23 protein-coding genes, 1 tRNA gene, 5 pseudogenes and 1 CRISPR repeat array are annotated in these 25776 nt (G+C 53.1%); of the genes and pseudogenes, 13 read left to right on the top strand and 16 right to left on the bottom strand.

All coding sequences use genetic code 11. From position 1 onward, the window contains the following. Window positions 1-177: 177 nt before the first annotated feature. Window positions 178-1209 (top strand): polysaccharide lyase family 1 protein, encoded by a 1032-nt coding sequence (locus OK023_RS06295; RefSeq protein ID WP_317695993.1) that lies wholly within the window; start codon window positions 178-180, stop codon window positions 1207-1209. 229 nt (window positions 1210-1438) lie between these two features. Here the strand turns inward: OK023_RS06295 and OK023_RS06290 are convergent, their stop codons facing one another. Beyond that, window positions 1439-2260: a helix-turn-helix domain-containing protein gene (locus OK023_RS06290; protein ID WP_317695991.1), complete on the bottom strand. Its 822-nt coding sequence runs from the start codon at window positions 2258-2260 to the stop codon at window positions 1439-1441. Between OK023_RS06290 and OK023_RS06285 the strand changes: the two genes are divergently transcribed. Next, window positions 2226-2645, top strand: coding sequence for an outer membrane protein (locus tag OK023_RS06285; protein ID WP_317695989.1), 420 nt, complete (start codon window positions 2226-2228; stop codon window positions 2643-2645). The two genes, OK023_RS06290 and OK023_RS06285, sit on opposite strands and share 35 nt — an antisense overlap. Before the next feature lie 184 nt (window positions 2646-2829). Beyond that, window positions 2830-3526 (top strand): annotated as a pseudogene (locus OK023_RS06280) (IS1 family transposase). A gap of 155 nt (window positions 3527-3681) precedes the next feature. On the opposite strand, the gene OK023_RS06275 reads toward OK023_RS06280, so the two are convergent. After that, entirely contained in the window at window positions 3682-4173 is a 492-nt protein-coding gene (locus OK023_RS06275; RefSeq protein ID WP_317695987.1) for a DUF2878 domain-containing protein, read from the bottom strand. Between the two features lie 300 nt (window positions 4174-4473). Here OK023_RS06275 and OK023_RS06270 point away from each other — a divergent pair. Beyond that, window positions 4474-4623: pseudogene (locus tag OK023_RS06270) on the top strand (DUF4102 domain-containing protein); the annotation flags it as partial. A gap of 111 nt (window positions 4624-4734) precedes the next feature. Continuing rightward, window positions 4735-5242: a CRISPR direct-repeat array (repeat unit 28 nt; unit sequence TTTCTAAGCTGCCTGTGCGGCAGTGAAC). Between the two features lie 219 nt (window positions 5243-5461). Here OK023_RS06270 and OK023_RS06265 read toward each other — a convergent pair. The 8 genes and pseudogenes from OK023_RS06265 to tnpA all read right to left on the bottom strand — a co-directional run bounded on the left by OK023_RS06265 (window position 5462) and on the right by tnpA (window position 9911). Next, complete coding sequence (locus tag OK023_RS06265) at window positions 5462-5797, bottom strand: hypothetical protein (RefSeq protein WP_317695985.1); 336 nt, start codon at window positions 5795-5797, stop codon at window positions 5462-5464. Next, window positions 5770-6459 (bottom strand): hypothetical protein, encoded by a 690-nt coding sequence (locus OK023_RS06260; protein ID WP_317695983.1) that lies wholly within the window; start codon window positions 6457-6459, stop codon window positions 5770-5772. Before OK023_RS06260 ends, OK023_RS06265 begins: the two co-directional genes overlap by 28 nt. A gap of 133 nt (window positions 6460-6592) precedes the next feature. Beyond that, window positions 6593-7177 carry a tyrosine-type recombinase/integrase gene (locus OK023_RS06255; RefSeq protein ID WP_317695980.1) on the bottom strand — a complete coding sequence of 195 codons (585 nt, stop codon included), beginning with the start codon at window positions 7175-7177 and terminating at the stop codon, window positions 6593-6595. Between the two features lie 42 nt (window positions 7178-7219). After that, window positions 7220-7363, bottom strand: coding sequence for a hypothetical protein (locus tag OK023_RS06250; RefSeq protein WP_317695977.1), 144 nt, complete (start codon window positions 7361-7363; stop codon window positions 7220-7222). Window positions 7364-7474: 111 nt separating this feature from the next. Beyond that, on the bottom strand, window positions 7475-7723 hold the full coding sequence (locus tag OK023_RS06245) for a hypothetical protein (protein ID WP_317695975.1): 249 nt from the start codon (window positions 7721-7723) through the stop codon (window positions 7475-7477). Beyond that, a pseudogene (locus OK023_RS06240) lies at window positions 7710-8555 on the bottom strand (hemagglutinin); the annotation flags it as partial. The pseudogene OK023_RS06240 and the gene OK023_RS06245, both read right to left, overlap by 14 nt. 716 nt (window positions 8556-9271) lie before the next feature. After that, window positions 9272-9607 (bottom strand): annotated as a pseudogene (gene tnpB, locus OK023_RS06235) (IS66 family insertion sequence element accessory protein TnpB); the annotation flags it as partial. Beyond that, the gene (gene tnpA, locus OK023_RS06230) at window positions 9594-9911 is read right to left on the bottom strand and encodes an IS66 family insertion sequence element accessory protein TnpA (protein WP_317695971.1); all 318 of its coding nucleotides are present in this window, start codon (window positions 9909-9911) and stop codon (window positions 9594-9596) included. The gene tnpA and the pseudogene tnpB, both read right to left, overlap by 14 nt. Window positions 9912-9927: 16 nt before the next feature. On the opposite strand from tnpA, the gene OK023_RS06225 reads away from it, so the two are divergent. After that, window positions 9928-10218 carry a hypothetical protein gene (locus tag OK023_RS06225; protein ID WP_317695969.1) on the top strand — a complete coding sequence of 97 codons (291 nt, stop codon included), beginning with the start codon at window positions 9928-9930 and terminating at the stop codon, window positions 10216-10218. Between the two features lie 38 nt (window positions 10219-10256). Here OK023_RS06225 and OK023_RS06220 read toward each other — a convergent pair whose 3' ends face one another. Both OK023_RS06220 and OK023_RS06215 read right to left on the bottom strand, forming a co-directional pair. Further along, window positions 10257-10526 (bottom strand): hypothetical protein, encoded by a 270-nt coding sequence (locus tag OK023_RS06220; protein WP_317695967.1) that lies wholly within the window; start codon window positions 10524-10526, stop codon window positions 10257-10259. After that, window positions 10516-18186: a hemagglutinin repeat-containing protein gene (locus tag OK023_RS06215; RefSeq protein ID WP_317695965.1), complete on the bottom strand. Its 7671-nt coding sequence runs from the start codon at window positions 18184-18186 to the stop codon at window positions 10516-10518. The genes OK023_RS06220 and OK023_RS06215 overlap by 11 nt, the downstream gene beginning before the upstream one ends. Before the next feature lie 582 nt (window positions 18187-18768). Between OK023_RS06215 and OK023_RS06210 the strand changes: the two genes are divergently transcribed. Beyond that, entirely contained in the window at window positions 18769-19215 is a 447-nt protein-coding gene (locus OK023_RS06210) for a hypothetical protein (RefSeq protein ID WP_317695963.1), read from the top strand. Window positions 19216-19526: 311 nt separating this feature from the next. Here the strand turns inward: OK023_RS06210 and OK023_RS06205 are convergent. Together OK023_RS06205 and OK023_RS06200 are read right to left on the bottom strand one after the other, a co-directional pair. Beyond that, window positions 19527-19837: pseudogene (locus tag OK023_RS06205) on the bottom strand (Arm DNA-binding domain-containing protein); the annotation flags it as partial. 182 nt (window positions 19838-20019) lie between these two features. Then, window positions 20020-20107 (bottom strand) — tRNA-Ser (locus tag OK023_RS06200). A 228-nt stretch (window positions 20108-20335) separates the two neighbouring features. Between OK023_RS06200 and yccA the strand changes: the two genes are divergently transcribed. Next, window positions 20336-20995, top strand: coding sequence for an FtsH protease modulator YccA (gene yccA, locus OK023_RS06195; protein WP_317695961.1), 660 nt, complete (start codon window positions 20336-20338; stop codon window positions 20993-20995). A gap of 139 nt (window positions 20996-21134) precedes the next feature. After that, window positions 21135-21464 (top strand): sulfurtransferase TusE, encoded by a 330-nt coding sequence (gene tusE / locus OK023_RS06190; protein ID WP_317695959.1) that lies wholly within the window; start codon window positions 21135-21137, stop codon window positions 21462-21464. 275 nt (window positions 21465-21739) lie between these two features. Here tusE and yccX read toward each other — a convergent pair whose 3' ends face one another. Beyond that, window positions 21740-22018: an acylphosphatase gene (gene yccX, locus OK023_RS06185; RefSeq protein ID WP_317695957.1), complete on the bottom strand. Its 279-nt coding sequence runs from the start codon at window positions 22016-22018 to the stop codon at window positions 21740-21742. A gap of 355 nt (window positions 22019-22373) precedes the next feature. Here yccX and rlmI point away from each other — a divergent pair, with 355 nt between their 5' ends. Then, window positions 22374-23558: a 23S rRNA (cytosine(1962)-C(5))-methyltransferase RlmI gene (rlmI, locus tag OK023_RS06180; protein ID WP_317695955.1), complete on the top strand. Its 1185-nt coding sequence runs from the start codon at window positions 22374-22376 to the stop codon at window positions 23556-23558. Window positions 23559-23618: 60 nt separating this feature from the next. After that, entirely contained in the window at window positions 23619-23936 is a 318-nt protein-coding gene (gene hspQ / locus OK023_RS06175; RefSeq protein ID WP_317695952.1) for a heat shock protein HspQ, read from the top strand. A 61-nt stretch (window positions 23937-23997) separates the two neighbouring features. Here hspQ and OK023_RS06170 read toward each other — a convergent pair whose 3' ends face one another. Beyond that, the gene (locus tag OK023_RS06170) at window positions 23998-24411 is read right to left on the bottom strand and encodes a CoA-binding protein (RefSeq protein WP_317695949.1); all 414 of its coding nucleotides are present in this window, start codon (window positions 24409-24411) and stop codon (window positions 23998-24000) included. 200 nt (window positions 24412-24611) lie between these two features. Here OK023_RS06170 and OK023_RS06165 point away from each other — a divergent pair, with 200 nt between their 5' ends. From OK023_RS06165 to OK023_RS06155, 3 genes are all read left to right on the top strand, one after another. Beyond that, a complete protein-coding gene (locus OK023_RS06165; RefSeq protein ID WP_317695947.1) occupies window positions 24612-24788 on the top strand; it encodes a DUF2057 family protein in 177 nt (58 codons plus the stop codon). Continuing rightward, on the top strand, window positions 24781-25137 hold the full coding sequence (locus OK023_RS06160; RefSeq protein ID WP_317695945.1) for a DUF2057 family protein: 357 nt from the start codon (window positions 24781-24783) through the stop codon (window positions 25135-25137). The genes OK023_RS06165 and OK023_RS06160 overlap by 8 nt, the downstream gene beginning before the upstream one ends. 154 nt (window positions 25138-25291) lie before the next feature. Beyond that, complete coding sequence (locus OK023_RS06155; RefSeq protein ID WP_317695943.1) at window positions 25292-25750, top strand: methylglyoxal synthase; 459 nt, start codon at window positions 25292-25294, stop codon at window positions 25748-25750. Window positions 25751-25776 lie beyond the last annotated feature (26 nt).

The following is a 25776-nucleotide window of genomic DNA, read 5'->3' as shown; positions in this document are numbered from 1 at the left end:
TCAAACATGCTACTTATTACATTCTGTGTCATTGCGCCGATCTCACAAGCCTACCCTGCATCCCAAATACTCCAAGTATGCCCCAGGGCATCGGCAGATTGTGCATTTGTAAAATCTCTTCTAGCGCAACGACAAGGATACGGCCGCTTCGCGACGGGAGGACTAGAAGGACGCGTCGTGCTCGTGTCATCAAGGGAAGATGCTGGGTCAAAGACTCTGCGAGAAGCGATTGAACAAGCAAGTGATTCGCATGAACCTATCTGGATACGTTTTGCATCCGACATGACGATCAAGCTCAATTCACAGATTCGGGTACCTTCCAACGTGACGATTGATGGTCGTGATCAGCAGGTGAAGCTGCTGGATTATGGACTGGGCATCTATAATAGCGAGAATGTCATCGTCACTCATCTAACTATAGATGGACGGTTACGTACCTTTTCACAGGCTATCAATATCGCTAATTTTTCACATACGATCTGGATCAATCATCTCGATTTATCACGTTTCTCTGACCGGTTGGTTAACGTTAAAAACGGCGCGACGGACGTAACGCTGTCATGGATTCGTTTTCATGATGATAATAAGGTGATGTTGCTCAATAATATCACGTCGAACAATTTATTCGAACATTATGATCGTGACTCCCAGGCTCGGGTCACTTTGCATCACAATTATTTCTTCAACACGGTGCAACGTAACCCAAGGGCACAATTCGGCACATTCCATCTTTATAACAATGTCTTGGAGAACTGGGATTTTTACGGTATGAGTTTCAGCCTTGAAGCTCGAGCATTGGTGGAGGGAAATATCTTCGTTAACCTCTCCCAAAGGCCTTGTAATGAGCCAGATTTCTTTCCGACTGTGGAGGGAGTGAATGTCAGTTATTGCAATTATATTGCTAGTGCGCCTGCCAGAAGCACATTGAAAAATGGTGAGTCCGACCAGCAACGCTATAACGAGACAAAAGATCTGTATGGGTACACACATGACGCAAAGGCTTTTTTGAAGGTCAGGGATAATCTTTATCTGGCCGACGCACGTGAGGTGCTTGAAGATTATAACGCCCACCAAGTGCCTGTGCCGCCTTATTGTTATGATTATGAACACTCGTCTGCGGCATTGCTGGATCGAGTTCGACGCTTTGCGGGTAATGTACCTGGGGATACCAAGGAAAGTTTAAACTCAGAGACATGCTCAAGAGAGTAAGTAAGCTTCTATACATTAAATAATTAGAGTTGCATGACAAAACTGCAAATACGTCCAAATCGGTTCTCTGCAGATTTGTCATTCATTCCAGGAGCCTAAATAGCTGAGCGCAATAGTGCTACAGATGGAGGTGATGCAGGTTAGCCGACGTTGAACGCATGGATGCGCGATACGAACCTTCAGAGAGGGGTTCACAGCCCCCTCTATCTTGGACGAGCGTTGCGCCTGCTTATCTAAATTCACGAACGACGCCTTGTCGTTTCTTAAACTCACCTGGTGTATAGCCTGCCATACGTTTAAAAAATTTGATGAAATAGCTGGCATCGTCGAAACCCAGCTCTGAGGCAACTCGATTGGATTTGATAGTAGTATGAGTCAACAAGCGCTTTGCCTCTAGTGCAAGGCGTGCATCAATCATTTCTTTTGGCGTGGTCGCGGAGATCGCCTCACATGCTCGCGCCAATGTTCGTTCTGAGCAACCAAGCATGTCCAGGTACTGATGCACATGGTGCCATTGACGAAAATTATCTTCTATGGCACGTCGGAATTTTAAAAACAGTAAAAAAGCGACTGGCGGTTTACTGTTGATTTCAATATTTGCCTGATGGTTAACGAGTAAACGCAGAACAATGGCGTGCAACTGCCGTTTCAATAACATTTCAATCAAATGTACGGGCCCAGTGAGTTGTGCATCTAATGCTATCTGTTCGATGGCATTGAAACACAGTTGGGACTGCTCCTCAGTAAGGTTGAGGACAGAGGGCATCTTTTGCAACGCCATCAGTAAATGGGCTTCATCGTTGCTTGAATGACTGCCGACTGCTGATTCGAGAACCTCAGAACTGATTGGCACAAAAAAACCATCCCAATAGCAAGAACGGTCGATTTGTTGAATCTGACCTGGCTTAACGAGGAGCCATCGTCCTCTTGTCACCTTGTGCGATATGAAATCAATGGTATGAAGCAGTTCACCGGTACTCACAGCAATAAACAAGAAGAAATCGAGCCGTTGTGAAATGGTGAAGTGCGCGTCATCAACTTTCGCAAACAAATCGGAAGCGTATCATTTAGTCTTTGCTCAAACCAAGATCGTACCTTATGTAAAAGGCGGGATTGGTCTGGCTAGCAACAAAAGCACAGCACGCCTTAACATTGACCCACTCTTTGGCAAAATTGTCGCGACTCTCGACGAAATGGGTAATGGCTGCAAGGGCTCTTCCACTTGGTGTTATCCTGATGCCAGACGTAACAATTTCGCCTGGAGCCTTGGCATCGGTGCTGCCTATCCGATTACCGACAATCTATTCGCAGGTCTGGACTATCAGTACATCAATCTTGGTAAAGCCGGATCTGGTATTGATTCTAACGGCGACTCGGTGCGTGTTAAGTCCATCCAAAACAATGAATTCAGTTTCAAACTAGGTTACCAGTTCTGACCTCAGATTTGGGACTGCTGTTGCCCCATTGAAGGTGGAGGTTTATAAAAGAGAGATTGGAAATCGGAAGTTATTGTTAAGCGTTCAAACAGAATAATTGCATCTATAAGGCATTTAAAGGTTTGGTCAAGTATTCAAGGTGTTGATTGTGTTGTCAGATCACCCTTTTGACAGAGCGTATCGAATGGCAAAAGTTGACGTAAAGTGCCCATTTTGTGAACAGACTGAATCCGTTAAAAAAACGGTCTGGGAAAGGTTGGTCATCAGCGTTATCGGTGCCAAATGTGCTGCCGAACTTTCCAGCTCGATTACGCTTATCGCGCCTGCCGCCCGGGGATGAAAGAGCAAATCGTTGACTTTGCCATGAACAACTCAGGTATCCGCGATACCGCACGGGCGTTGCATATCAGTCTCAATGCTGTTGTGCGCACCTTAAAAAACTCTCGCCGCGGAATGTAACAACATTGCCGCTGGATAACCTGCAAATTCAACTCATTTGAGAAGTGGATGAGATGGGGGCATTTGTAGGCAGCAAGAAGCCGCAGCGCTGGTTGTGGTATGCATGGGAACCCCGTCTCAAACGTCTTGTTGCCCATGCTTTGGGTCGCCGAAGCAAAAAGACTTTCCGTAATTTATTGAAGCTGTTAGTGGGTTTAAACGTTGCCTTCTGGTGCACAGATAACGTCAGCGCTTACGACATGCTGCCGAATGAAAAGCACATCGCAGGTAAGCTTTATACACCACGAATTGAGCGTGAAAATCTGAATCTTCGCAACCGATTAAAACGGCTAAACTGTAAGACTCTCGGAGACTCAAAATCAGTAGAAATGCATGACAAAATTATCGGTACATTCATCGAACGTGAGTATTACCTGCAATGACCAAATTTACATATTGAATAAGTGACCGCATAGAAAACAACGTGCGCTTTTCTACTTTTAAGAGAGTCAATCTCAGTCAGAATGATGGAAGCATATTGCATCTATAAGACGTGAGATAAAGCGGTTTAAGCAGGGGGCATATCGCGAAATAAACATCATCCCGTTCCCCTACGCTGAAGTGGTAAACTGATGACGGGCAGATAAATCATCCAGCCTAGTGCCATAAGTAATAATACGCTGTAGGGAGGCATCAGCCATGTCATAGCACCCAATTGCCAACCTATAAGATAAGCGAGTGGCCCCGCCACCGCGCCAACTAACGCAAGCAGTACCGGGGTGGCCTTTATCTGGCTGAATAGCCAGTACCACCAACAACTAAAAGTTAACCACAGCGATATCATCCATAATGGCACACCGCTTTGGCCAGCAAATTCGACTGCACCGACATAGCACCACAATGCATCCATCGCCGTGCCCAGCAATGTCGCTGCCAGAACCCACTTACGTTGCCAGGCTGAAGTGAGGATTAATGCCAGCAAAGCACCAGCAAGCAAAGCCGGAACGACTCGCTCACGCCCTAGGACGGCTAACGTCCAGTAAGCATCAAAGCACAAGGTGATAAACCAGAATCTTGCATTCAACGTCATAGGCGTCCGCGCTCAGTAGTAATATGCTGATGTTACATGCCAGAAAACCAGCTTAGCCGTAGCAGAGGGAAAAAGGAAACGACAACAGTATCTACACTCTCGTAAAGGTTGACACCATCGGCGACAACTGTCCAGAAAGCCCCTCAAAAACTCCAGACAGGCCTATAAGTATAAGGCAGCTCAACACGGGTGACATAATCCACATTCAGCAAGGATGATACGAAAGCGCTCTCCCCCCTCCAGCCGCATCTAACCAAAGTCAACCATTGATGGCATACTGACATCTCAAGAATTTTACAGATAGCACTACTCACCGATACCAAAGCTCGGAATATCAAACCGGACGATAAGCCTTTACCTCACGGTGGTATCATCGGCCTGACGTTGCACTCTTCAAACAGCAAAGGCCATGGTAAATGGCTTCTACGTTACGTTAGCCCAACAACTAAACATCTTTGTATGGGTCACGGATACACAGTGTAGGCGCGGCGCGGCTCTGCGCCACACCAGACCGGCGGCAGCAGTGAACGTTATTGGAGTGAAAGAACCTATAATTCTAATTTCCTAAGCTGCCTGTGCGGCAGTGAACCAAGTGGCGGTGATCGTCCGCCGTGTATTCATTTTCTAAGCTGCCTGTGCGGCAGTGAACTATCTGGCATGATTTCAACTAGAAGCGGGTCTTTTCTAAGCTGCCTGTGCGGCAGTGAACATTTTGCTGTACCTGAAATGAAAGTCGATTCATTTCTAAGCTGCCTGTGCGGCAGTGAACATAAAGCGATGCTCTCCCGCAGTAGTTGAACCTTTCTAAGCTGCCTGTGCGGCAGTGAACTAATGATCTCGTCATGACGGGGTATATAGACATTTCTAAGCTGCCTGTGCGGCAGTGAACTTGCTACCGTATTGGCTATAAGTATCAATAAATTTCTAAGCTGCCTGTGCGGCAGTGAACGTGAAAGTATTAAGTAACAGAATGAAAATGCATTTCTAAGCTGCCTGTGCGGCAGTGAACGGAAAAACACTATCAAATTGCCTTGTTTTGATTTTCTAAGCTGCCTGTGCGGCAGTGAACCGTAGAATAAAACAATAAAAATAAGTTACAACAGGTAGTTAGGATAAAAATCGTATTTTTACCTTATTAAAAATCACTCATCGTAACCTATTGTATTTAAATTATATTTTTAAAGAGTAAAAATAAAGGGTTAAAACCAAGGGACAGTGGCAGTATGGCTCAATCCAAACGAATCAAAGGATCCGGATAGCCTAATACAAACCTGCCTGCACTATCATTTTAAACAAATAGTTTTAGTAACTCTATGATAACAATAGAGCTGATCACGAAATACATTATCACCCAGACCGCCGAAAACCACGCGAAGTTCATCCACTCCAGCGTTCTCCACGGACTGGCGAATATCCTGCTCATCACCATGCCTGGCTTGCGAATAAAGGGTACGCCTTTCGGCCATGCCACCCAAAGCATCATAAAAAGTGCCAGGATAGCAAGCAAAGCAACGAGTGCTTTTCCTCCATGACCAGAAGGTGGCATGGAGATAAGTGCCACAAAGAAAAGTCCGCCGAAAAACAACTGAATAACCATTAACGAGAAAATAAATTCTGCGAACAAAAAACGCTAATCCATCGTGGTCTTCCATGCAACCCCATCATTATCATGTCACTAAGATACAGGTAAAACACCACCGTCATGATGGCTATTACACTTACAGTTGCATCAATGCCAGACGTGGGGATCGCCACATCGAACAGCAGCGTCCAAAATACGAGAAGAAAAATACCCTGCCAGCTGAGTCCCAGTTTAGGCTGACTAAGAAATTGCAGCAGTACCGGATTGAGTCGCGAAGTAATTTCCGAATAATAATGCACCAGACCATTAGCCTGCTTGCTAAGTGCCTGGAGCATTCCCGGGAGCAAACGCACCCAAAACGGAACATTCTTCCGCTCGCTTTTAAGCAGTCGAATGGCCACCTTGCTAAGAGTCGAGCCGTGTTTTTCTTCCACGTCAATCTGCTTCCAGGCACGGTTAACCTCTGTTTCCCGCAAGCGCTCCTGCAGCGCATGCTGAGCAGGATACGGGATGATATGGCTGTAGTCATATTCATCGAGCCCCCAATCCAGCAGCTCTGAAACGCGTTCGAGAAGCCCTTCTGTCAGCCCTTGGACCTCATAAAGTGCATAAGCAAGGTGCTGATGAAACAGCTGTTGCTGGAGCAGGCTTCCCTGAGCAGCAATCTTTGCCCACTGTCGATTCAACACCACGATCCCCATCATCTCCGTGTGTACCAACTGGTGCGCTATCGTCTGCATCTCTTCAGTGCTATAGAGTGTTTCAGTCTCGGGCAAAGTCTCAGCGGTGTACTCCTGAAAAACAGCCTCTTCCAACTGCGGAGTGATAATGATTTCGTTACTCGCTCACCATCCGGCTGAGTCCTCCGGGGGTAAACGGCCAGCCGTCTTTCACCAGGAACAGCGCCACCTGCTCCGGCCAACCGCTGAACCGGGGCCGGGCCGTCTCCAGATAACGCCGAACCCATTGACAGCCCCGCACGCCCAGCGGCACCAGACGGTCTTTTTTCCCCTTGCCCTGGCGAACCATGACCGTTCCCTTTTCCATATTGATGCTGTTCACGGTCAACTGGCACAGTTCGGTTCGGCGTAGCCCACTGCCGTAGAGCACTTCCAGTATCGCCCGGTCACGCAGCCCTTGAACCGTATGGATATCGGGTTGCCTCAACACTTTCTCTACCTCTTCCGGGCTGAGCACATCCTGTGGCAACCGTTGCCCCACCTTAGGCAACTCCAGCTCGGAGGCCGGATTGGCTTTCAGGATATGCCGCTTGGCCAACCAGGCAAAGAAGCGCTTTATCTGCGCTAGGTGCGTACATTGGGTACTGACCGCCAGCGGTTCACCGTTGCTTTTACGCCAGTAATAAAGCCGCTGCTGGTAGCTCTCCAGGGCCGCCAACGTGATGGCCTCAGGCTGTTCCAACCCGCGCAGGTGACACCACTCATGCAGGCGCTCCAACGGGTGCTAGGTGGTACGTAACGCCACGCCTGTCGACAGGTTATGCTGTTGCAGCCACAGCAGATAATGGGCCATCCAGTACCCCAGACTCCCGTGAGGCCAGCGCCCAACCTGTAACAGCGGGACTGTCTTTTTATCTCTCAGCGCCATGTGGCACCTCCTGTACGTTCTTCTTCCGGCATCAGCCCCAGCACCGCGTCCATCAACGACGATTTCTGCATACAAAAAAAATCCCAGCCAACCGGCTGGGATTAGTTTTATTCATTGATTTTTATTTTTTCTTTCATTTAACTTACCTTTAATCCAGATACCGAAACCAAGAATTACTCCACCAATACTTCCTTTCCTTGCGGTCTCAGGAATAATTAGCTCCCAATCAAGATTAAATATACCTATTTTAAAATAAACAATAACAGCAGCTATCACATAGCCAAGCACCACAGCAAAACATAGAATGCAGACGCAATAAAAAATAAACAAAAACAAATCCTTAATGTTAATTTTTTCCATTTTTTTCACCTGCATTATTCAAAGAGTCTTGTACATTTTTTCCTGTAATCTCACCCACAGTACCACCTGTTACTGCTCCAATTATTTCTGCACTTCCTTCTTTAATTGCAGGTTTCAGCTGCTCTGTAGCTATTTTCCCTGCAGCCCCTCCCAATACAGAACCCACCCCAGCAGCAATAGCAGAATTAGCAGGATCTTCCCCCTTAATACTGCTACCAATTGCAGCCCCTCCCATATTAATAGGTGTTGAGGCTACAATTCCTTTCCCAGTCGTAGCTGCCGCTGTCACTCCAGCCATTATCGCATCAACATAGCTGAACGGATCTTTCCCACTGAGCTGAACACCTGCATTTACACCAACACCGATTGCCGCATTAGCTGCCATACCTTTTATCGTGGTACCCAGCACACTGCTGCCAAAAATCAGCGCAGAGTCTCCTATGCTGGCATTCGATTTATGGTAGCCCCACGTGTTCATAATCACCTGAGCCTTTGCCATTGCTTCTGAGTCAGGGTTACGTTTTATATAGTCCCGCCCTGACAGCAGGCCTTTCACCAGTTCCTGTGCCACCACCGAACCATAGGTTTTTTCCATCTCTGAAGCATAAACACGTACATAACCCGCCAGCTCGGCACGCTCTGTGTTGCTCATTTGTGAAGGGTCTTTGGTGAATTTGGAGACCAGAGCATCACTGCGTTTATCCGCATTTGCCAGCGTGAGTAGGTCATTTGCAGCAGCAAGTGATTTATCACCCTGCATAATTTTCTCTACGGCTTTATCAAGTTTGTTTGAAGATGTGGCTCCCAGGAAGTTATTCTCCACAACAACTTCTTCCGTCGTGAAGTTTACCGCCGCAACCACTTTTCCCCTGTGCAGTCAGTCAGTTGCAACGACTTTTCGCCAGTGCATTTTCACACCGCCAACTTTTTGCCCCGACGCGCTTTTTCAGCCCGTGACGCCATGTTCCCCAGCACTGTTAAAGAGCAACCGCTGCAACAGCATAGCAGCGCTTTATCACTTTGCCATTAGTCGAAGTACCACATCGCGGCGGCGCGGGACGGGACAGCCGCTTTTGGCTGTGCCGTGCCGTGCTGCCTGCCGGGCGGGGGCTGGCGAGGCCCACAAGGGCCGGGACGGCGCTCTGTGGCACACCCGCCCAAGCCGGGTGTTGATTTTGCATGACCACACCCAACCAGGGCGGGTGCGGAAGCTGGCGAGACGGGAAGGAGTGACCCGCTGCTTTACCGCGGGGCACGACCCGGCGCAGCCAGACGCAGCCGGGCGGGCATTAACGTCTAAGCGGAGGCCGCCAGGCCGACAACAGATTAGGGGGTTTGCTGAGGGAGCGCAGATGCCTGGAAGCGGCGGGAGCCTGCGAGCGGCGCGGCGCAACGGACTTTGTGAACACCGGAGCCAACAGCGGCAGGAGCCTGCGACTGGCGCGTCACGCCGGGCTGACGGAGCCGAAGCAGCAAGCCCGACTCACACACGACGCCGGACCTGCCGACTGCGGGGGCGCAAGACATAACGCAGATTATGCGCTGCGGCCAAACCCAGCGGGAAAGGTCATGACCCTGCACTTTTTGCCAGTCGACACCGGTGATAAGCCATTCAAACTGGTCTGGCGTTAACGACCAGGCTGTGTCATTCGCTCGGGGCCAGATGAAGTGGCCTTGATGGAGGCGACGGGCACAGAGCCAAACGCCGTGCCTGTCCCAACGCAGCACCTTGAGTCGGGTCCTTGATTTGTTGGCAAAGACGAAGGCGGCGCCCTCGTGCCAGGATGCGTTGAGTGTTTCCTGAACGTATTGCGTTAGGGAGTCAATGCCGCGGCGCATATCGACGGGCTTAACGGCCAGGAACAGATGCTCAGGCTTCAGCATATTTCAGGGCCCGGAAGACATCGGCGAGTTGAGCAGTTTGACAGGCGACTCGGTAGCCACCGGGCAGGTAAACCATCACCGGGTCGGTCAACGCTTCAGGCGCTGATGGTTGTGCTATCTGAACCGGCAGGACAGAGAGGAGTCGAGCAGAGGGATTGTTTTTAGTCTTTATCTGGGAAGGCCAGTGTTTGAATGACCCCTCGTTGATAGCTTGGGATTCGGCGTATTGACGCCGGGTCAGGCCGCTGGCACGCCAAGCGTCGACATGGTGTTTTTTGAACTCAGGGGTGTAATGCTTAGGCATTTTATTTCTCCGTATGATGAACATAACGGCATGTTACCTAGACGAAAATCAATTGGAATGTGAGTTCACCGCAGCATTACTGTGGATCACCCCCGTCACCGATGAAGCCCTCTGGGAAACATTGTGTGAAGCCAGCCAACACCGCCCGGATCTTGGCGCGGATTGGGTGCAGGAGAACGGCGAGGTGATTATCGGCGGCGACTGGCTCACCGAGTCCGGCATTACCGCCGCTGAACAACTGGAAGTGACCGCCGCCCCCGGTGTCCTCCGGTTGCAGCGGCGGGAACTGGATGTTTTCAGGGCTTAGAAGCAAAGATCCCGCCACTAATGGCGGGATCTTTGCTTCTAGACATACTCTTTAGGAACATTTTTTATCTGTTCATCTAACGACCAATTTTCAGGCTTAGATTTTACTACATTCCATTTTGCACCATTTGACATCCATTTCTCTCTATAGCGCCGGATCCCCTCTAGAGTTGCATCTTCGTATCCAAATTCGACACCACAACAATCACATATATCGAAAGTTGCATTTTTTCCGTCCTCTCCCCATGGGGCATCTAACTGCTCTGCCCCACAAATTCGACATATATAAAAATCATTCTTATTGTGCATTGAAATAGTCCAAATTTGTCTTAAACCCGTGATCCGCTGGATCGGGCCTGAACATCGTTCTAGGCACACCATCAGCTCTTTGTACTGCAAATGTATTCGTAGTTGGGTTGTAAAATACAGTTTCACCATTAGGACGGACTTTAGTCAATGTTCCCGATGGTGGGTTATTAACAAAATTATGCGCCGCATCCACGTATTGCTTTGAATTTTGATATTCAGGAAACTCTTTTTTATGCTTATCCCAGTGACCATAAGCATTAGAAACTGGCTCTTTTTTCTTGGTTTCCGACCATATCTGTTTATCTTTGGGTTTCCCAACACCACCACTAAGACCCCCGCCGCCGATAATGCCGCCGCCACCTTCTAACGGATCCACGATCGCCTTACACGTCAGTGGATTACAACCACGACTCAGCGAGTTATTCTCCACCGCGTTCTTGCCTGCCTGCGCACCGGCCAGAGCACTAGCGCTGCTGTCACCGGTCACGCCACCCGCTAACCCTGCCGCCAGCGTTCCCAGCATACTGATCGTCTGCCTCTCGCTTTCGCTCAGATTACTGACGTCACGCCCTGGATACAACTGTTTCAAGACAAGCTGCGCCATCAGTTCGCCACTGACGGCACCCGCAGCCCCTGCCGCTGCATTATTACCACTGGCATAGGCGGTGACTGCACCCACTACCGCGTGGGCCATCGCTCGGCTGGCTTCGTTTGGGGCCAGTTTATGGATCTGCTCTGCCAGGTATGGCGCTGCCGCTCCACTCAGCGCCTGCGCCATATTCCCACCCGCCAGGCCCTGGATCGCTGCCGTGGCCGCCTGGATACCCTGCTGGATCGCGCTGCCCGTACCCCATTGCGCCATCGCCGTGTTATACGCTTGCTGCTGCACATCCGCCTCGGTGAACGGCTTGCCTTTCGCGACCAGTTGTTCTCTGGCCGCCTGCAACGCTGCCGGGTCTTTCTGGGCATTCAGACCGGCTATCTGGCCTTGCGTCCGCGCAATATCCATCGCCTGACCCCCAATCGCCCCAATCAGCTGCGCTTCCCTTAACCGGTTCTGCTCCTTCTCTTTATCAAAAATCGGCGCAATGCTGCCGTTGGCATTCTCGGTGTCGCGGCTCAGGTCGGCGATGTCCTGCTGCTGGTTGTCTTTATCGCGGATGGTTATCGTGCCCTCGGCGATGGCCGCTTGGGTGGTGCCCTCGGCACTCCCGCTGTGGTTGGCCCCCGACAGCGCCAGGTTGTTGCTGTTCGACAGCACGTTGCCCAGCCGGCTGCCCCCGGTGCTGAAGCTGCCCCCCTGATGTTCGGTCTTGAAGTCCGCCTTGTTGTCGATATCGCTGAAGCCCAGCGTGCCGGTGTCCAGGCGGTTCTTGCTGGTGTCCGCTTGGCTGGCTATCACCGCCCCGTCCAGCTGGGTGTGATTGCCCACGGTGATGTCAAAGCCGCCTTTGCCAGCAAAGAGGCCCGTCTGCTCCTGCACGCTATCATAGTTGCTGTTGACCTTGTCTCGGCTGGTCGAGAACTGTACCCCGCCACCGGCACCCGGCCCCACCGGCACCGACAGCCCACCGGACATACTGCTCTGGTGCGCGTCATAACGGTCGCTGTCCTGCTGGCTGCGCAGCGTCAGGTCACGCCCCACGTCCAGGTTTATCGTGTCGCCACTCACCTGCGCGCCGGTCAGGGTGGTGTCGCGTCCGCTGGTGATGCGTACGGTGTTGCCGCTGTCGATCGTGGTTTCTGTCCACTGGGTGCCGTTGCCGTTCTCCGCACCCTGGCTCTTGTTGGCATTCGCCGAGGCCATCACCCCGGCGGTCGACACGTCAAGCCCCACCCCAAAACCGCTGCCGCTGTTACTGCCGGTGGTCTGCTGGGTGTTGGCCACGCCGCCGAGCAACACATCCCGTTCGGCGCTCAGGGTGGTATCGCCCCCGGCCTTCAGCTGGCTGCCCAGGACGGTGATATCCCCCTTCTGACTGCCCGTGCCCTTGCCGGTGGCGGTGATGGAGAGGTTATTGCCCGCCGTCAACGTTGAGCCGGCCGCCGTGGTCGATTGTGACTGGCTGTCGGAGGCGGACGTCTGGCTGCCCAGCGAGGCGCTGAGCCCCACGGTGGCGCGGGCATCGCCGCCTTTGGCCAGCTCGACCCCCACCGCCTGACCCGCCTGCACCCCGGACAGTACCGCCTGGGTGTGCTGCAACGCCGCCAGGCGGCTGTCGGTCTCTTTATTCGCCTGCCGGGCGGTGGTCACCGCGGTGTTCACCGCACCGCCGGCCGCTCCCGACAGCGCCACCGTCAGCCCGCTCTGCTGCTGTTCAACCGTGTGGCGCTGGGCGCTCTGGTGCTCGGCCGCCAGTACCGACACGCTGCTGCCGCTCAGGCTGAGGTCTTTGCCGGCCATCACGTCAGACCCTTTCACCGTCAGGTCCTCCCCGGCGCTCAGGGTGACATTGCCCATCAGGCTGCCGACGGTGCTGCCCACGCTGCTCAGCGTGCTGCCGGTGTCCGTCATCGTGGTCTTGCTGCTGCCCACCATCACGCCCAGACCGCCGGTGCTCATCACCCCCGACTTGCTCTGTTCATAACGGTGAGACTCGCTCTCCCGTTGCTGCGCAGTGGTGACCGTCAGGCTCTCTTTGGCCCGCAGGGCCAGGTCGTTATCCGCCACCACCTGGCTGCCGCTGACGGCAATGTTTTTGCCGCTGACGTCGATGGCCCCCGCCGACAGCAGGGACCCCACCGCCCACGTCTGGCTCAGGCTGTCCTCGGTGTGGGTGGTGGTGCTGGAGAGCACACCTTTGCTGGTGCCGGTGTGCTGACGGTAGGCGTCATGCTGCTCATTCTGTGTCGACAGGGTGACATTGCCACCGGCCGCCAGGTTCAAGGCCCCGTCGGTTCGTATCGCACTGGCGCTCAGGGCAATGTCCTGCGCGGCGTTCAGCCGCACGTCGCCCTTGGCGCTCAGCTGGCTGCCCTGCAGCGTTTCATCATACAGGTTCACCGCGCTGGTATGGCGTTGGCTGGATGACTCGCCGGTGACCTGCAGGCTGTCGGTGGCGGCCTGCAGGGTGATGCCCTGTGCCTGCACGTTCACCGTGTCGGCCTTGAGGTTGGCCCCGGTGGCCGTCAGGTGGGTGACGTCGGCGTTCAGTGCCCCCCCGACCGTCACGGTGCTGCCCAGATGGCGCCGGTGTTCACTGGTGGCGCTGCCGCCGCCGTACTGCGTGTCTATCCGGTCGCGGGTCTGGGTGGTGTTCAGCACCCAGTCACCGCCGGTGGTGACCTGCAGGTCCTGGCCGACCGTCAGGCTGGCCCCTTGCTGAATGAAGTCGCGCTGGGCGTTGATAGTCGCACCGTCGCTGACGGTGATACTGGCCAGCGGCCCGAGCTGCGAGTCGGTGCGCTGTACCGCCCCGTTGTCGCTGCCGTAGAGCGTCGTCTCGGTGCGCAGCAGCACGTCACGCCCGCTGTCGAGCCGCAGGCTGCCGGCATTGAGCCGTGCCCCGCTGAGGTCGATGTCGCTGTTCAACGTGCCAAGCTGCAGGGTGTTGCCCGCCTGCAGCAACCCGCCCCGGTTGTCCAGCGTCACGTCTTTGGCCATGTCCAGGCTCAGGTTCCGGGTGGCGGTCACCGCCCCCGCATTGGTGAACCCCTGCATGTTGGTCAACCGGATATCCTCTGCCGCGATGACCGCCCCGTTAGCCCGCAGGTCCCCCGGTTTGACGCCCGCCAGATAGACCACCGGCACCAGCACGGTTTGCCCGGCCACCTCGCGGGTCTCCATCAGCACGATGTTGTGGGTCAGGGTCGCCATCTGTTCGGCGCTGAGGCCGGTGCCCAGGGCAATATTGAAGGCCTGGCTGTATTGCAGGCCGTCGGCAAACAGCTGTTCGAACTGCGCCTGCGCGTCGCGGTAATCCGCCATCACCGCGCGCCCGGTCAGCGCCAGAACCTGGTCGCGTACCAGACGCTGTTCATAGGCGTTGTCCCCCAGGCGCTTGAGGATACGGTTCGGGTCGGTGCTCAACTGGGCCAGCACCGTGTCCGACCCGCGCCACTGGTTCAGGTTGGCAAACGCCGGGTTGGTCTCTATCAGGTAGTGGCTGTTGACGCTGGGGTCCACGCTAAACCGGTACAGACCGCCGCTCGGCGGGGTCAGGGAAAGGCCGTTGAACTCCACGCTGAAGGCCTTGCCGGTGTTGTCACGCACCGACGGTGGCGCCACCGTGCCCGGGGTTGCCCCGTTGTTGAGGGTGACCCCGCTGCCGCTTATCGTGTGGGCGGTCAGGCTGGAGGCGTACGCCGAGGTGGCCTGCTCCTTCACCTCCGGGCCCCAGGCGGTACTCCACAACTCACCCTTGTAGGTGCGGTAGTTCCATTGGCCGGTGGAGGTGGTACGCTCCATCAGCCGTTGGGCACTGCCCCAGCCATCCTGCAGCAGGGTCACCCCGGTGAGGTCAATCGCCCCCTGGGCGCTCACCTTGCTCCAGTAGTTCTCCAGGGTGCCCACCCGTGCCGTCAGGTCACCCCCGGCCAGCAGTTGGGCCTCCGGGCTGATGCGGTCGATGTGGTTATAGGCGAGCGTCGAGGTGTAATCCGTGCCGATATAGTCGCTGTTCATCGACCCGCCGTGCGGCGGCTCCGCGTAGCGCCCCCCCGGGATATCGGGGGTGTCCGGCGTCCAGAACGCCGAGCCGTGCTGGGTATCGGCCACCACAAAATCGCTGTCGGCGGTCAGGATGTGGCGGCGGTTGGTCAGAGTGGTGGCCTCAACCCGCAGGTCCTTACCGGACTCAATCAGGCCAGAAATGTTCAACACCTGGGCGGCGGCTCGATACTGTCCGTCCTCATCCTGGCCCCCGGCCAGCACCAAGTTGCCCATGCCCAAGAGCGTGGTGCTCGGGGCGGTGTCGGTGTCGGTCACCGTGTCGCTGTTTTCAATCACCGGGGCCAGCAGCGCCAGGGTGCCGTTCTCATCGGTGGCCCCTATCAGGGCCTGTGGCCCGCTGTTGGTGATGCGCTCGCGGGCCCGCAGCGTCCCGTCGCCGCTGATGAGGGTGCCGGTATTGAACAGGGTGGTGACATCGGTCTCCAGCCGGCCATTGACCTGCACCTCCCCGCGGTTGGTCAACGCGCCCGCGCTGGTCAGGCTGGCCTGGGTGGCGACAAGCGAACCGCTGTTCTCCAGGTTGCCGGTGTGCGTGTTCAGCGTACCGCCGGCGATAATCTGCCCGGCGTTGGTCACCGCACCGGGGGTGGTCAGGGTGAGGTCTCGCCCGACCTGCAGCCATGCCCCCGCCTGATGGGTGAAGTCCCCTTGCAACCCCAGGGTCAGGTCTTCACTGGCGGTGATGCGGCCCGCGTCATTATTCAACTGCCCCAGCGCAAGCGACACCGTGCGGGCACTCAGCGTGCCGCCCTGGTTATCGAGGGTTTGCCCCGCGTTGCCGTTCGCCGTCAGGCTCAGGGTGTCCAGCGCCGTCAGGGTGGCGCGTTGCGTATTGATGTCGCCCTCACGCGCGGTGAGGTGCATCTCACGCGCCTGGAGCTGGCTGTCGTTCATCTCCAGCTGGCTGCCGCTGAGCGCCAGGGTGCCGCTGGCCAGGGTCTGCCCGACCGCCTGCAGGTCCTGACGGGTCGCCACGCGCAGGTCACCGCGGTCGGCCAGGCGGCCGTTGTTTTGTACCCCGGCGGCCAGCAGGCTCTGGCTGTCGCTCAGCAGGCGTTGGGCGTTGAGGGTCAGGTTGCCCTGGGAAAGCAGGGTGCCCGCCCGGTTATCGAAGTCGCCGGTCAGGTCCAGGGTAAATTCGGGGGTGCCGGTCTGGGCTATCAGGCCACCCACGTTGGAAAGCGCCTGGGCATGGAGCCCGACCTGCTCGCCCATCACCCGGGCGTTGTCACTGCGTAACAGCGAGGCGGTCGACGCCGCCAGCGTGCTGGCAGAGAGCGTGGCCCCCGTCAGGGTAATCTCCCCCGGGGCAGTGAACGTGATGTGGCTGCCCTGGGTCTGGCTGCCGGTGAAATCCAGGGCGCCGTCGCGGGCGTTGAACACCAGGTCTCGCCCCTGGGTCTGGCTGTGGCGGGCGGTGATAGTCCCGCCATCAACGTTAAGCGTGAGGTCTCTCACTTGCGCCCGGCTGCCGGTGAGGGTGATATCGCCCCCGTGCGCGTTGAGCGTGACGTCGCCGCCCCGGGTCTGGCCGTTGTCGAGGTGGATACCCCCCGCCTGGGCGGTAAAGGCCAGGGTGGTGCCCTGCAGCTGGCTGTTGCTCAGGTCGATATCGCCGCCCAACGCGTTGAGGGTCAGGGCGTCCCCCTGGGTCTGGCTGCCGTTGAGGTCGAGGCGTTGTGCGGTGAACTGCAACGCGCTGCCGCTGAGGTTTTTACCTTGTGCACGCAGGGTGCCGCTGGCGTCGACGCGCAGGGTCGCCGGGGTCAGGTTGCCGTTGCCGGACTGCACCCCGGCCCCCAACACCGCGGTGCGGCTGCTGTCCACCTCGGCCGCGCGCAACGTCGTGTCCCCGGCGGCGGCAATGGTGCCCTGGTTGGTGAGGGTCCCGGCGGTGGTGAGCCGGTTGCTGGCCCCGGCGTACAGGGCACCGCGGTTGTCTATCCCGGCCGGGGTATTGACGGTCAGGTGCTGGGCACTGTTGACCTGGCCACTGTTGACCAGCATGCCGTCGGCGGTGATGACGATATCCCCGGCGGTGGCGCCTATCTCCCCGGCATTGTGGACGCCCACGCCGCTTTCGGTGCTTATCAGGCGGATTTTACCGGCGTACATGCCGCCCAACTGGGCGACATCCACCGCCACGGTGGGCCGTGGGCTGCCGTCGGCGGTTTTGGCACTCACCGTCTGGTGGGCCGCATCCACCTGGTTGCGCCCGGTAGTGACGTTGAGGTCGTTGGCCCACAGGCGGGCGTTCACCTTGACGGCGCGGGCAATCAGGTCGGTATGGTCCTGACGGCTGCTGTCCAGCCCGCCGCCCTGCACCACAATCTCGCCGCGCGCGACGTCATAGCCGGTCAGTTGGCCATTGAACAGCTGGGGCTGGCCGGTGGTCAGGGTGGCGCGGTGGGCGTTGATAAAGCCGCAGCCGCTGCAGGTGATGCCGGCCGGGTTGGCAATCACCACCTGGGCCTTTTGCCCGGCGACTTCGATAAAGCCGTTCAGCTGGCTGGGGTCACGGGCGTTGACTTCATTCAAAATGACCGTGGCTTCGCCGCGCGCCAGCCAGGGGTTGGCGGTGACCATGCCGGCAATCTGGGTCTGGGTGTTGAGGTGGCTGTTGTTGAGCACCACGCCTTTATTATCGACATCGAACTGGCTGTAGACGTTGCGCGACACCCCGGCGGCGCTGGGGGTCTGGATATTGACCTGCGGCGTGCCGTTGGCACTGCTGATGACGGTCGGCTGCTGGTTACCGGGGGCGCTGCCGTCAGCGACAATCTGCGCCTGCACCGGCTGAACGGCCCCGAGGGCCAGCAACAGCGCAAAGCACACGCCATGAACCTTGCCTCTCCACTGGCTAAGGGTCTGCCCGAAGCCGGAGGCGGGCGAGGCGGCACCAGCACGACCTGCCCCGGCGATATCGGGTACCACCATCATCATGCCCCGAGCGGGGTTGAAAATGAGGCGGTAGAGATTTTTGTTCATGACGATGTTCCCTGCGGAAAAGCAAAAAAGTGAAAAATTAAACGGACTGTTTTTGTGTGTTATCCCGGCTTAAAGCGGGAAAAGGTATATCAGAAGCTGCGGAGTAAAGCCCTCTGAAAAGCATGCGTTCAGTTGTTCAGCGCTGTTTACAGCAGTAGCAGAGCGTGCCAGAGGCGAAACCGTCAAAGGCAAATGGACAGCCATCATGCAGGTCGTGGTGCAACAGCGGGACAACATCAAACCATCCTTGTCAGAAAACGTTGATTACTTATTTAAGTAATTTGTGTAAATGCTAACCATCGTAATGTCTGTTTGCAATAAGTATTCTCCTGATGCAGATAAGCACGCTGTTAAAATTCGGTAAGCCCCAGAGTGACACTCTACTCCCTGAGAAACGGGTCAAGAATAGGACTGGCTGACAGTACGCCAATAAAAACCTGAATATTCTTGGAGGCATCAGTTTAGATATGAGAAAAAACAGTGCGTTTAGCCTGCTTTTCGAGGGCATTGCTATCGTAAAAGGGGATTGTTATTTTATAACTTTGCACACAGCGACAACGCAATAACAGGGAGTTTATCTGTATGGAAACGCTATCACAAAATAAATGGAGCTCAGTCGGAATGCTTTTGGGAGCTATTGCGCTCATTCTCAGCATTGTTCATTTTACGACAGGTCCCTTTTCTAGCTCACCTCCAACGCTTGAAAGCGTTGTCTCTGAAAAAGTCTCTGCCATAAAAAAAGGTATTGTTGCTGGCCTGAAAGGAGACAAACCTCCGGTTGCTACCGCAAGGAGCGCACTCAATATCGATAAAGTATTGGATAACGTCGGAATTGGGCTCGCAATTGTTGGGTTGTTATTCGCCTTCATTGCGGGAATGCGCAAAGAGAATCGCTGGAGCGTTAGCGGAGCGCTGTTTTTTGGCGGTGGGACACTCGCCTTTCATGCTCTTTTGTTCGGCATCTCGCTAGTTTTTGGTATCATACTGTTAATATTAATATTTTCATGGCTTGGCGGTCTAACATCTTAACGTTGTCTTATAACATTGGTGGCGACAATATCGCAGAGTATTAAAGTGGCGCTCAGCTCATGGACATACTCGAAGATGCGTGTAAGTCGTTTCAGTGACATATCAGACTGTACATACGTCAGCTGTATGCCAGCCGTCACAAAGGATGGAAAGTGACTGCTGTACTGCGTCAGTATCTGAAATGCCGCTAGTCGATTTTTAGTGGTTTCATGCTCCCAGTCAGGCACCGCTTGTTGATACGGTGTTAGAGCAGCGACCTTCAATTAGCCCGACGATAAACTGGTACGTTGCCGTATCTTTGAGATCGGGTGGATAGCCTCAAAAGTGGTGGACTGCTCTACCAGCAACGTTCGTTTATTCTCTTTGCGCACATCGCTAGGATTTTGTCCGGACTCGACAAGCTTTCGCATTTCGTCGCGCTTTTCTCTGGCTTCAGCCAAGGTAATCAGGGGTATGCACCTAAAGAAATCATCTTCGCCTTTCCGGCAAAGCGATAGCGGAAACGCCAAGCTTTAGAGCCATTGGGTTCAATGATGAGTGATAAGCCAAACCCGTCCGTTATGCTGTAGGTCTTGGCTTCAGGCTTGGAACGCTTGATTTGGAGGTCGGAAAGCGGCGGCATGTGTATAGTTTTCCTAACGGATGTGTAGAGAGCCTGTAGAACAGAAAACTATACACAAAACTATGCATAACTCTAGGTAGATTTAGGTAGATTTCAGTAGACGAGGGGATAATGAATTTCTTCTTTAAGCCTTGCTGGCCGTGGGTTTTGTAGAATTTAGGATACGTTACTAGAGGAAGAAATGGCGGAGGAGCAGAGATTCGAACTCTGGAACGGTTTCCCGTCGACGGTTTTCAAGACCGTTGCCTTCAGCCACTCGGCCACCCCTCCGCGATGACGCAAACTATAAACACAGCCGATCGACTTGTAAAGTCTGGAACGGTTCAACCGAGCGAAAAACAGACATACCGCAACCATTCGCTGAAGAAAACACCGATTGCTGTTTATCAAATCGGGAGTTATCTCATAAAGTAAAGATTGGTAAACAATCTTTAATCAAATCACTACACTGCCTATGATCATAATAATTTTTGTGATGACCTGATAAGAGAGATCATTATGAACCGCACTATCGTCTCATCCCCCTCCCGTGATTCGTTACTCAGCACTCACAAAGTGCTGCGCAATACCTATTTTCTACTTTCGCTAACCTTGGCTTTCTCTGCATTGATCGCCACAGTCAGTACCATGTTGAGTCTACCCTCGCCAGGGTTACTGTTAATGTTAGTCGGCTTCTATGGGTTAATGTTCCTGACTCACAAACTGGCTAACAGCCCAGCAGGTATTCTGGCTGCTTTCGCTTTCACAGGTTTTATGGGGTACGCACTTGGCCCAATACTGAGTTCTTTCATTAATACCGGTGCTGGCGATCTGATCATGCTAGCATTAGGAGGAACAGCCGTTGTTTTCTTTTGCTGTTCAGCCTATGTACTCACCACCCGTAAGGACATGTCTTTCCTTTCAGGAATGTTGATGGCCGGTTTCGTCGTGCTGCTGGTCGCCGTTATCGCCAACCTGTTTCTACAGATCCCAGCATTGCATCTGGCAATCAGTGCGCTGTTTATACTGTTCTCTGCCGGCGCAATACTGTGGGAAACCAGTAACATCATTCATGGCGGTGAAACCAACTATATCCGTGCAACCGTAAGCCTGTATGTGTCACTGTACAATATGTTCATCAGCCTGCTGAGTATTCTGGGTTTCGCCCGCAGCAACTGATTTCTGATCTAACAACTCACGAACATAAATAAACTGCACCCCAAAAGTTGGACATCAACTGATTAAGGTGCTTTATTTTTGCCTAGATAAAAGTTTGCTAAACTGTTGCCTGCAATGAATTACCCGTTATCGAGGCAATATGTTGGAGTTTGAAGGGCGGACCATCGAGACTGATGCCCAAGGCTATCTGAAAAACAGTGCCGATTGGCACGAAGAGTTAGCACCTTTGCTTGCGGCTCAGGAAGAGATCGAACTTAGCGAAGCACACTGGGAAGTTGTGCGTTTTGTTCGTGACTTCTATCAAGAGTTTAATACTTCACCAGCCATTCGAATGTTGGTAAAAGCGATGGCGCAAAAATATGGTGAGGAGAAAGGCAACAGCCGATATTTATATCGTCTATTTCCCAAAGGCCCGGCAAAGCAGGCAACGAAAATTGCCGGGCTGCCAAAACCGGTAAAATGCATCTAAACGCCAGGCTGTGTCCCTCAATTTGCCCGTGGTACCGTCGCAGACCCACAAGCCCGTTATTAAAGCGAAGGGTGAAGGGCAGAGTGGCCCTCTCCTCTGTTCAAGCCCGACAACACAGAAAACGGGCTTCTGGGCGCGCCCCTTCGGGCTGGGGCCATTGGCGTGCATTACTGGGTTGTTCGCCACTTATTTGGCCCACCAAACCTCGCGGTTTACGCCTTGCTCTGCGCGCAAATTACCGCCAGCGGTGCTCGTGTGCAATTGAGGGGCACAGCCTAGTAGCGGATACTGAATTCTTTATATTCTGCGAATCCTCGCGGTTCTACCAGCACGCGGTCAACGCGTGCATTGCGGGGGCCGCCATTTTTTAGCCATACAACTAAACGGTCAACAGCCTCTCGCTCACCGCAGGCCAACACTTCTACACTACCATCATCCAGGTTACAGGCATACCCCGTCACCCCTAATGCCGTTGCTTTGTGCTGGGTGTTATAACGAAACCCTACGCCTTGTACCACACCATAAACATACGCAACAGTACAAATTTGTGTCATATTCCACTCCTAGCTGTATTCCCAATAGCACAATCAAACTCGCTTTTTCTGGCTAGCCACAGGCGGAAAGAACAATGTCGGATTGTGTGACAAAATCGCGTAAACTGTCCGGCTTGTTGTGATCCGCTGCAACGTCATCACACAATGAAATAGGATGTCAACCGCTCGTACGGCTGGATTACGAAACAGCAAATCTGCACAATGGTTTTAGGCCCATAAATCAAAAGAGATGATAGCGCATTATCCATATTTATGGACAAAGCGGATGAATGTAACCACACCAGTGATTGAGACCTTATTTTGACTGATAGTTGACCTATCAGCTTTAACGTTTTGTATTTAAAAGGTAAAAAATATGCGCCTGTTTCTCTCCAAAGGACGTGAAAAGTCCTTACTCCGTCGCCATCCATGGGTCTTTTCTGGTGCTGTTCAACGTATTGAAGGCAAAATTCTTTCTGGTGAAACTATAGATATCTACGACAGCCAGGGGAAATGGTTAGCGCGTGGTGCCTATTCTCCAGAATCACAAATTCGCGCTCGAGTCTGGAGCTTCCAGCAGGATGAAAATATTGATATCGCGTTTTTTATACGCCGCTTGCAGCAAGCTCAAGTTTGGCGAAACTGGTTGGCAAAACGCGATAATTTGGACAGTTATCGCCTGATTGCCGGCGAATCCGATGGTATGCCCGGGATCACCATCGACCGTTTTCAAAACTTTCTGGTTTTGCAGTTACTCTCCGCCGGGGCAGAATACCAACGTGCCGCTCTAATATCGGCACTACAACACTGCTATCCCGATTGTGCAATTTACGAACGTTCTGACGTCTCCGTACGTAAGAAAGAAGGCTTGCCGCTAGCACAAGGCCCAATTTTGGGTGCCTTACCCCCCGCACTGCTCCCTATTATCGAACATGGTATGAAGCTACTGGTGGATATTGAGCACGGTCACAAGACTGGTTTCTATCTCGACCAGCGAGACAGTCGTCTCGCAGCGCGCTGTTATTCAGCAGGCCGTCGCGTTCTAAACTGTTTCTCTTATACCGGAGCTTTTACGGTTGCGGCTTTGATGGGTGGCTGCCAGCAGGTAATTAGCGTAGATACTTCACAAGCCGCGTTGGATATTGCCATACAGAACGTTGAGCTGAACCAATTGGATTTGAGCAAAGCCGAATTTGTTCGTGATGACGTCTTCCAACTGCTGAGAAATTACCGCACACAGGGAGAAAAATTCGACCTAATCATCATGGATCCACCCAAATTTGTTGAAAACAAGAATCAGTTGGCCAGCGCCTGCCGCGGTTACAAAGACATCAATATGTTGGCAATGCAACTGCTGAATCCTGGCGGGATCCTGCTCAGTTTCTCCTGCTCAGGTCTGATGCCAACCGATTTATTCCAGAAAATTTTGGCTGATGCCGCTGTAGATGCCGGATGTGATATACAATTTATAGAACAGTTCCGACAGGCTGCCGACCATCCGGTTATCGCGACTTATCCTGAAGGTTTGTATCTGAAAGGTTTTGCGTGTCGGGTGATGTAACTTGAAATACGCTGTTTTGCCCTCATATCGAGAGCAATCACTGTTTCTCAGGAGGTCATCATGATTGTCAGCAAATTCGGTATCGGGCAGCAGGTTCGTCATAAATTGCTAGGGTATTTGGGTGTGGTTATAGATATCGACCCAGAATACTCGTTGGAACAACCAAAAGCAGACGATATTGGTGCAAATGAAGAGTTAAGACTCGCGCCTTGGTATCACGTAGTAATGGAAAATGAAGAAGGCCAACCGGTCCATACTTATCTGGCGGAGGTGCAGCTGGCAGGTGAACTCCAGAATGCACACCCCGAACAACCATCACTCGATGAGTTGGCAGAGTCTATTCGTCATCAGTTACAGGCGCCACGCCTGCGTAACTAAACGGCTCAACCTGAGAAACACGAAAGGGCTTAGCATGAAGCTAAGCCCTTTCTTTATCTAATTAGTGTTGAAGCCCCAATCGCGGGATCTCGATTTTTGGACAGCGATCCATAATCACTTTCACTCCAGCATCCCTTGCCAGCACCGCAGCCTGCTCATTGAACACGCCAATCTGTAACCACAACACCTTAGCACCAATCGCTATTGCTTCTTGTGCCACGCCGAATGCAGCCTCGGAATTACGGAACACATCCACCATGTCGACAGAATGTGGAATATCTTCCAATTTAGCGTAAACCGTGTTGCCTAGCAGTTTCTGACCTGCAAGTTTTGGGCTGACCGGCGTCACTTGGTAACCCTGCGCCAATAGATAAGCCATGACGCCATAACTTGGGCGACCTGGATTATCGCTCGCCCCTACTAACGCGATTGTTTTGACCTGTTTCAGAACATTATAGATTTCATTGTCTTGCATTTTTTCTCCCGTGTTCGCAGAAACGCGTTTTTCTTAGTGTAATCGAACACTCTCTGTCAAGTATTCTTTTAAGCTATAACCCTTACCTTTATGTTTCAAATGTTTTCAAGGTATGTACAAATGAAAATTAAAAGCTGCCATAAAGCATTAATGCCCTGGTGCGATAACCGTACAGAGTGCACCGCGAGAAGGAAGTAACAATGAAATTTAATCTGGTGCTCATGGGGCTACTTGCTCTGTCGTTGAACTTATCGGCAGCGGCCACCACGCTTAAACTCTCTCCGGACATCGATTTAATGATGGTCGACGGCAAAAAGATAACGGGTTCGTTGCTTAAAGGTGCCGATAATTTGGAATTAGGCGCTGGACATGTTTAAAGTTACCAAATCCGTTCGTAAAGACCCCAACACTCAAGTTCCCTATGCTTCTTCACCGCTGATTGTCGTCTTTGATAGCCCAAATGTCAGTTCAGTGGCAATTGAATTGCCTCATATCGAGAGTGTCCGCGACGGAAAGCGTTTCGATAACGACCCGAATTATAAGGTTCTTGATATAGTTGGTAAGGTTCTACCGATAAAAAGTGATGTGTTAACTTTGAAATCATTGCTCGATGAGGGCGATCTCGAAAGGTTTATCGCAGATTATAATAGTCAGAACCACCAAGCGCCATTGCCTACGTTGGTACATCTTAGTGACAATGCCCAGCGCCGCGTCGCAGGAACATAAAGCAGCAACCTCAGAAGTCATCACATGAGTTAAAAAGCGTCAGGCACATTAGATTACATCCCTTACCTTCGTATTTCCCAGTGTTTCTTCTAGGCAGTAAATGGTTGTTTCAGTAATCTGTAGGTAAATCATCTAGTTTGCCTAGGATAAAACGATGAAACAGACCACTCGTACCATCGCTTCGCGCAAGCACATTGCGCTAGTTGCCCACGATCATCGGAAGCAAGCTTTGCTTGATTGGGTTGAAGACAACAAAGCATTACTTGCCCTGCACCAGCTGTATGCAACCGGCACTACAGGGAATCTGATCCAGCGGACCAGCGGGATACCCGTTCAGAGCATGCTGAGTGGCCCAATGGGGGGTGATCAGCAAATAGGTGCGATGATCTCCGAAGGCAAGATAGATATGTTGATCTTTTTCTGGGATCCGCTAAACGCTGTACCACACGATCCCGATGTCAAAGCATTATTACGCTTGGCAACAGTATGGAATATCCCAGTTGCAACCAACCGCTCTACCGCTGACTTCCTTGTCGACTCTTCACTGTTCAAACGCGAGGTAGAAATCGCCATCCCAGATTACGAAAAGTACCTTGAAGAACGTCTGAAATAATCGCCAAGACCTTGACTGACAGGAAT

Origin of the sequence: Serratia sp. UGAL515B_01 (genome assembly GCF_033095805.1) — a bacterium.
Taxonomy (GTDB): domain Bacteria; phylum Pseudomonadota; class Gammaproteobacteria; order Enterobacterales; family Enterobacteriaceae; genus Chania.
This window is presented reverse-complemented; position numbering and strand designations above follow the sequence as displayed.

Coding starts and splice junctions, on each gene's coding strand:
- OK023_RS06285 (WP_317695989.1), top strand. CDS start 2,226: ATGGTGAAGTGCGCGTCATCAACTTTCGCAAACAAATCGGAAGCGTAT.
- OK023_RS06275 (WP_317695987.1), bottom strand. CDS start 4,173: ATGACGTTGAATGCAAGATTCTGGTTTATCACCTTGTGCTTTGATGCT.
- OK023_RS06260 (WP_317695983.1), bottom strand. CDS start 6,459: ATGATGGGGATCGTGGTGTTGAATCGACAGTGGGCAAAGATTGCTGCT.
- OK023_RS06250 (WP_317695977.1), bottom strand. CDS start 7,363: ATGGCGCTGAGAGATAAAAAGACAGTCCCGCTGTTACAGGTTGGGCGC.
- OK023_RS06245 (WP_317695975.1), bottom strand. CDS start 7,723: ATGGAAAAAATTAACATTAAGGATTTGTTTTTGTTTATTTTTTATTGC.
- tnpA (WP_317695971.1), bottom strand. CDS start 9,911: ATGCCTAAGCATTACACCCCTGAGTTCAAAAAACACCATGTCGACGCT.
- OK023_RS06225 (WP_317695969.1), top strand. CDS start 9,928: ATGAACATAACGGCATGTTACCTAGACGAAAATCAATTGGAATGTGAG.
- OK023_RS06220 (WP_317695967.1), bottom strand. CDS start 10,526: ATGCACAATAAGAATGATTTTTATATATGTCGAATTTGTGGGGCAGAG.
- OK023_RS06215 (WP_317695965.1), bottom strand. CDS start 18,186: ATGAACAAAAATCTCTACCGCCTCATTTTCAACCCCGCTCGGGGCATG.
- OK023_RS06210 (WP_317695963.1), top strand. CDS start 18,769: ATGGAAACGCTATCACAAAATAAATGGAGCTCAGTCGGAATGCTTTTG.
- yccA (WP_317695961.1), top strand. CDS start 20,336: ATGAACCGCACTATCGTCTCATCCCCCTCCCGTGATTCGTTACTCAGC.
- tusE (WP_317695959.1), top strand. CDS start 21,135: ATGTTGGAGTTTGAAGGGCGGACCATCGAGACTGATGCCCAAGGCTAT.
- yccX (WP_317695957.1), bottom strand. CDS start 22,018: ATGACACAAATTTGTACTGTTGCGTATGTTTATGGTGTGGTACAAGGC.
- rlmI (WP_317695955.1), top strand. CDS start 22,374: ATGCGCCTGTTTCTCTCCAAAGGACGTGAAAAGTCCTTACTCCGTCGC.
- hspQ (WP_317695952.1), top strand. CDS start 23,619: ATGATTGTCAGCAAATTCGGTATCGGGCAGCAGGTTCGTCATAAATTG.
- OK023_RS06170 (WP_317695949.1), bottom strand. CDS start 24,411: ATGCAAGACAATGAAATCTATAATGTTCTGAAACAGGTCAAAACAATC.
- OK023_RS06165 (WP_317695947.1), top strand. CDS start 24,612: ATGAAATTTAATCTGGTGCTCATGGGGCTACTTGCTCTGTCGTTGAAC.
- OK023_RS06160 (WP_317695945.1), top strand. CDS start 24,781: ATGTTTAAAGTTACCAAATCCGTTCGTAAAGACCCCAACACTCAAGTT.
- OK023_RS06155 (WP_317695943.1), top strand. CDS start 25,292: ATGAAACAGACCACTCGTACCATCGCTTCGCGCAAGCACATTGCGCTA.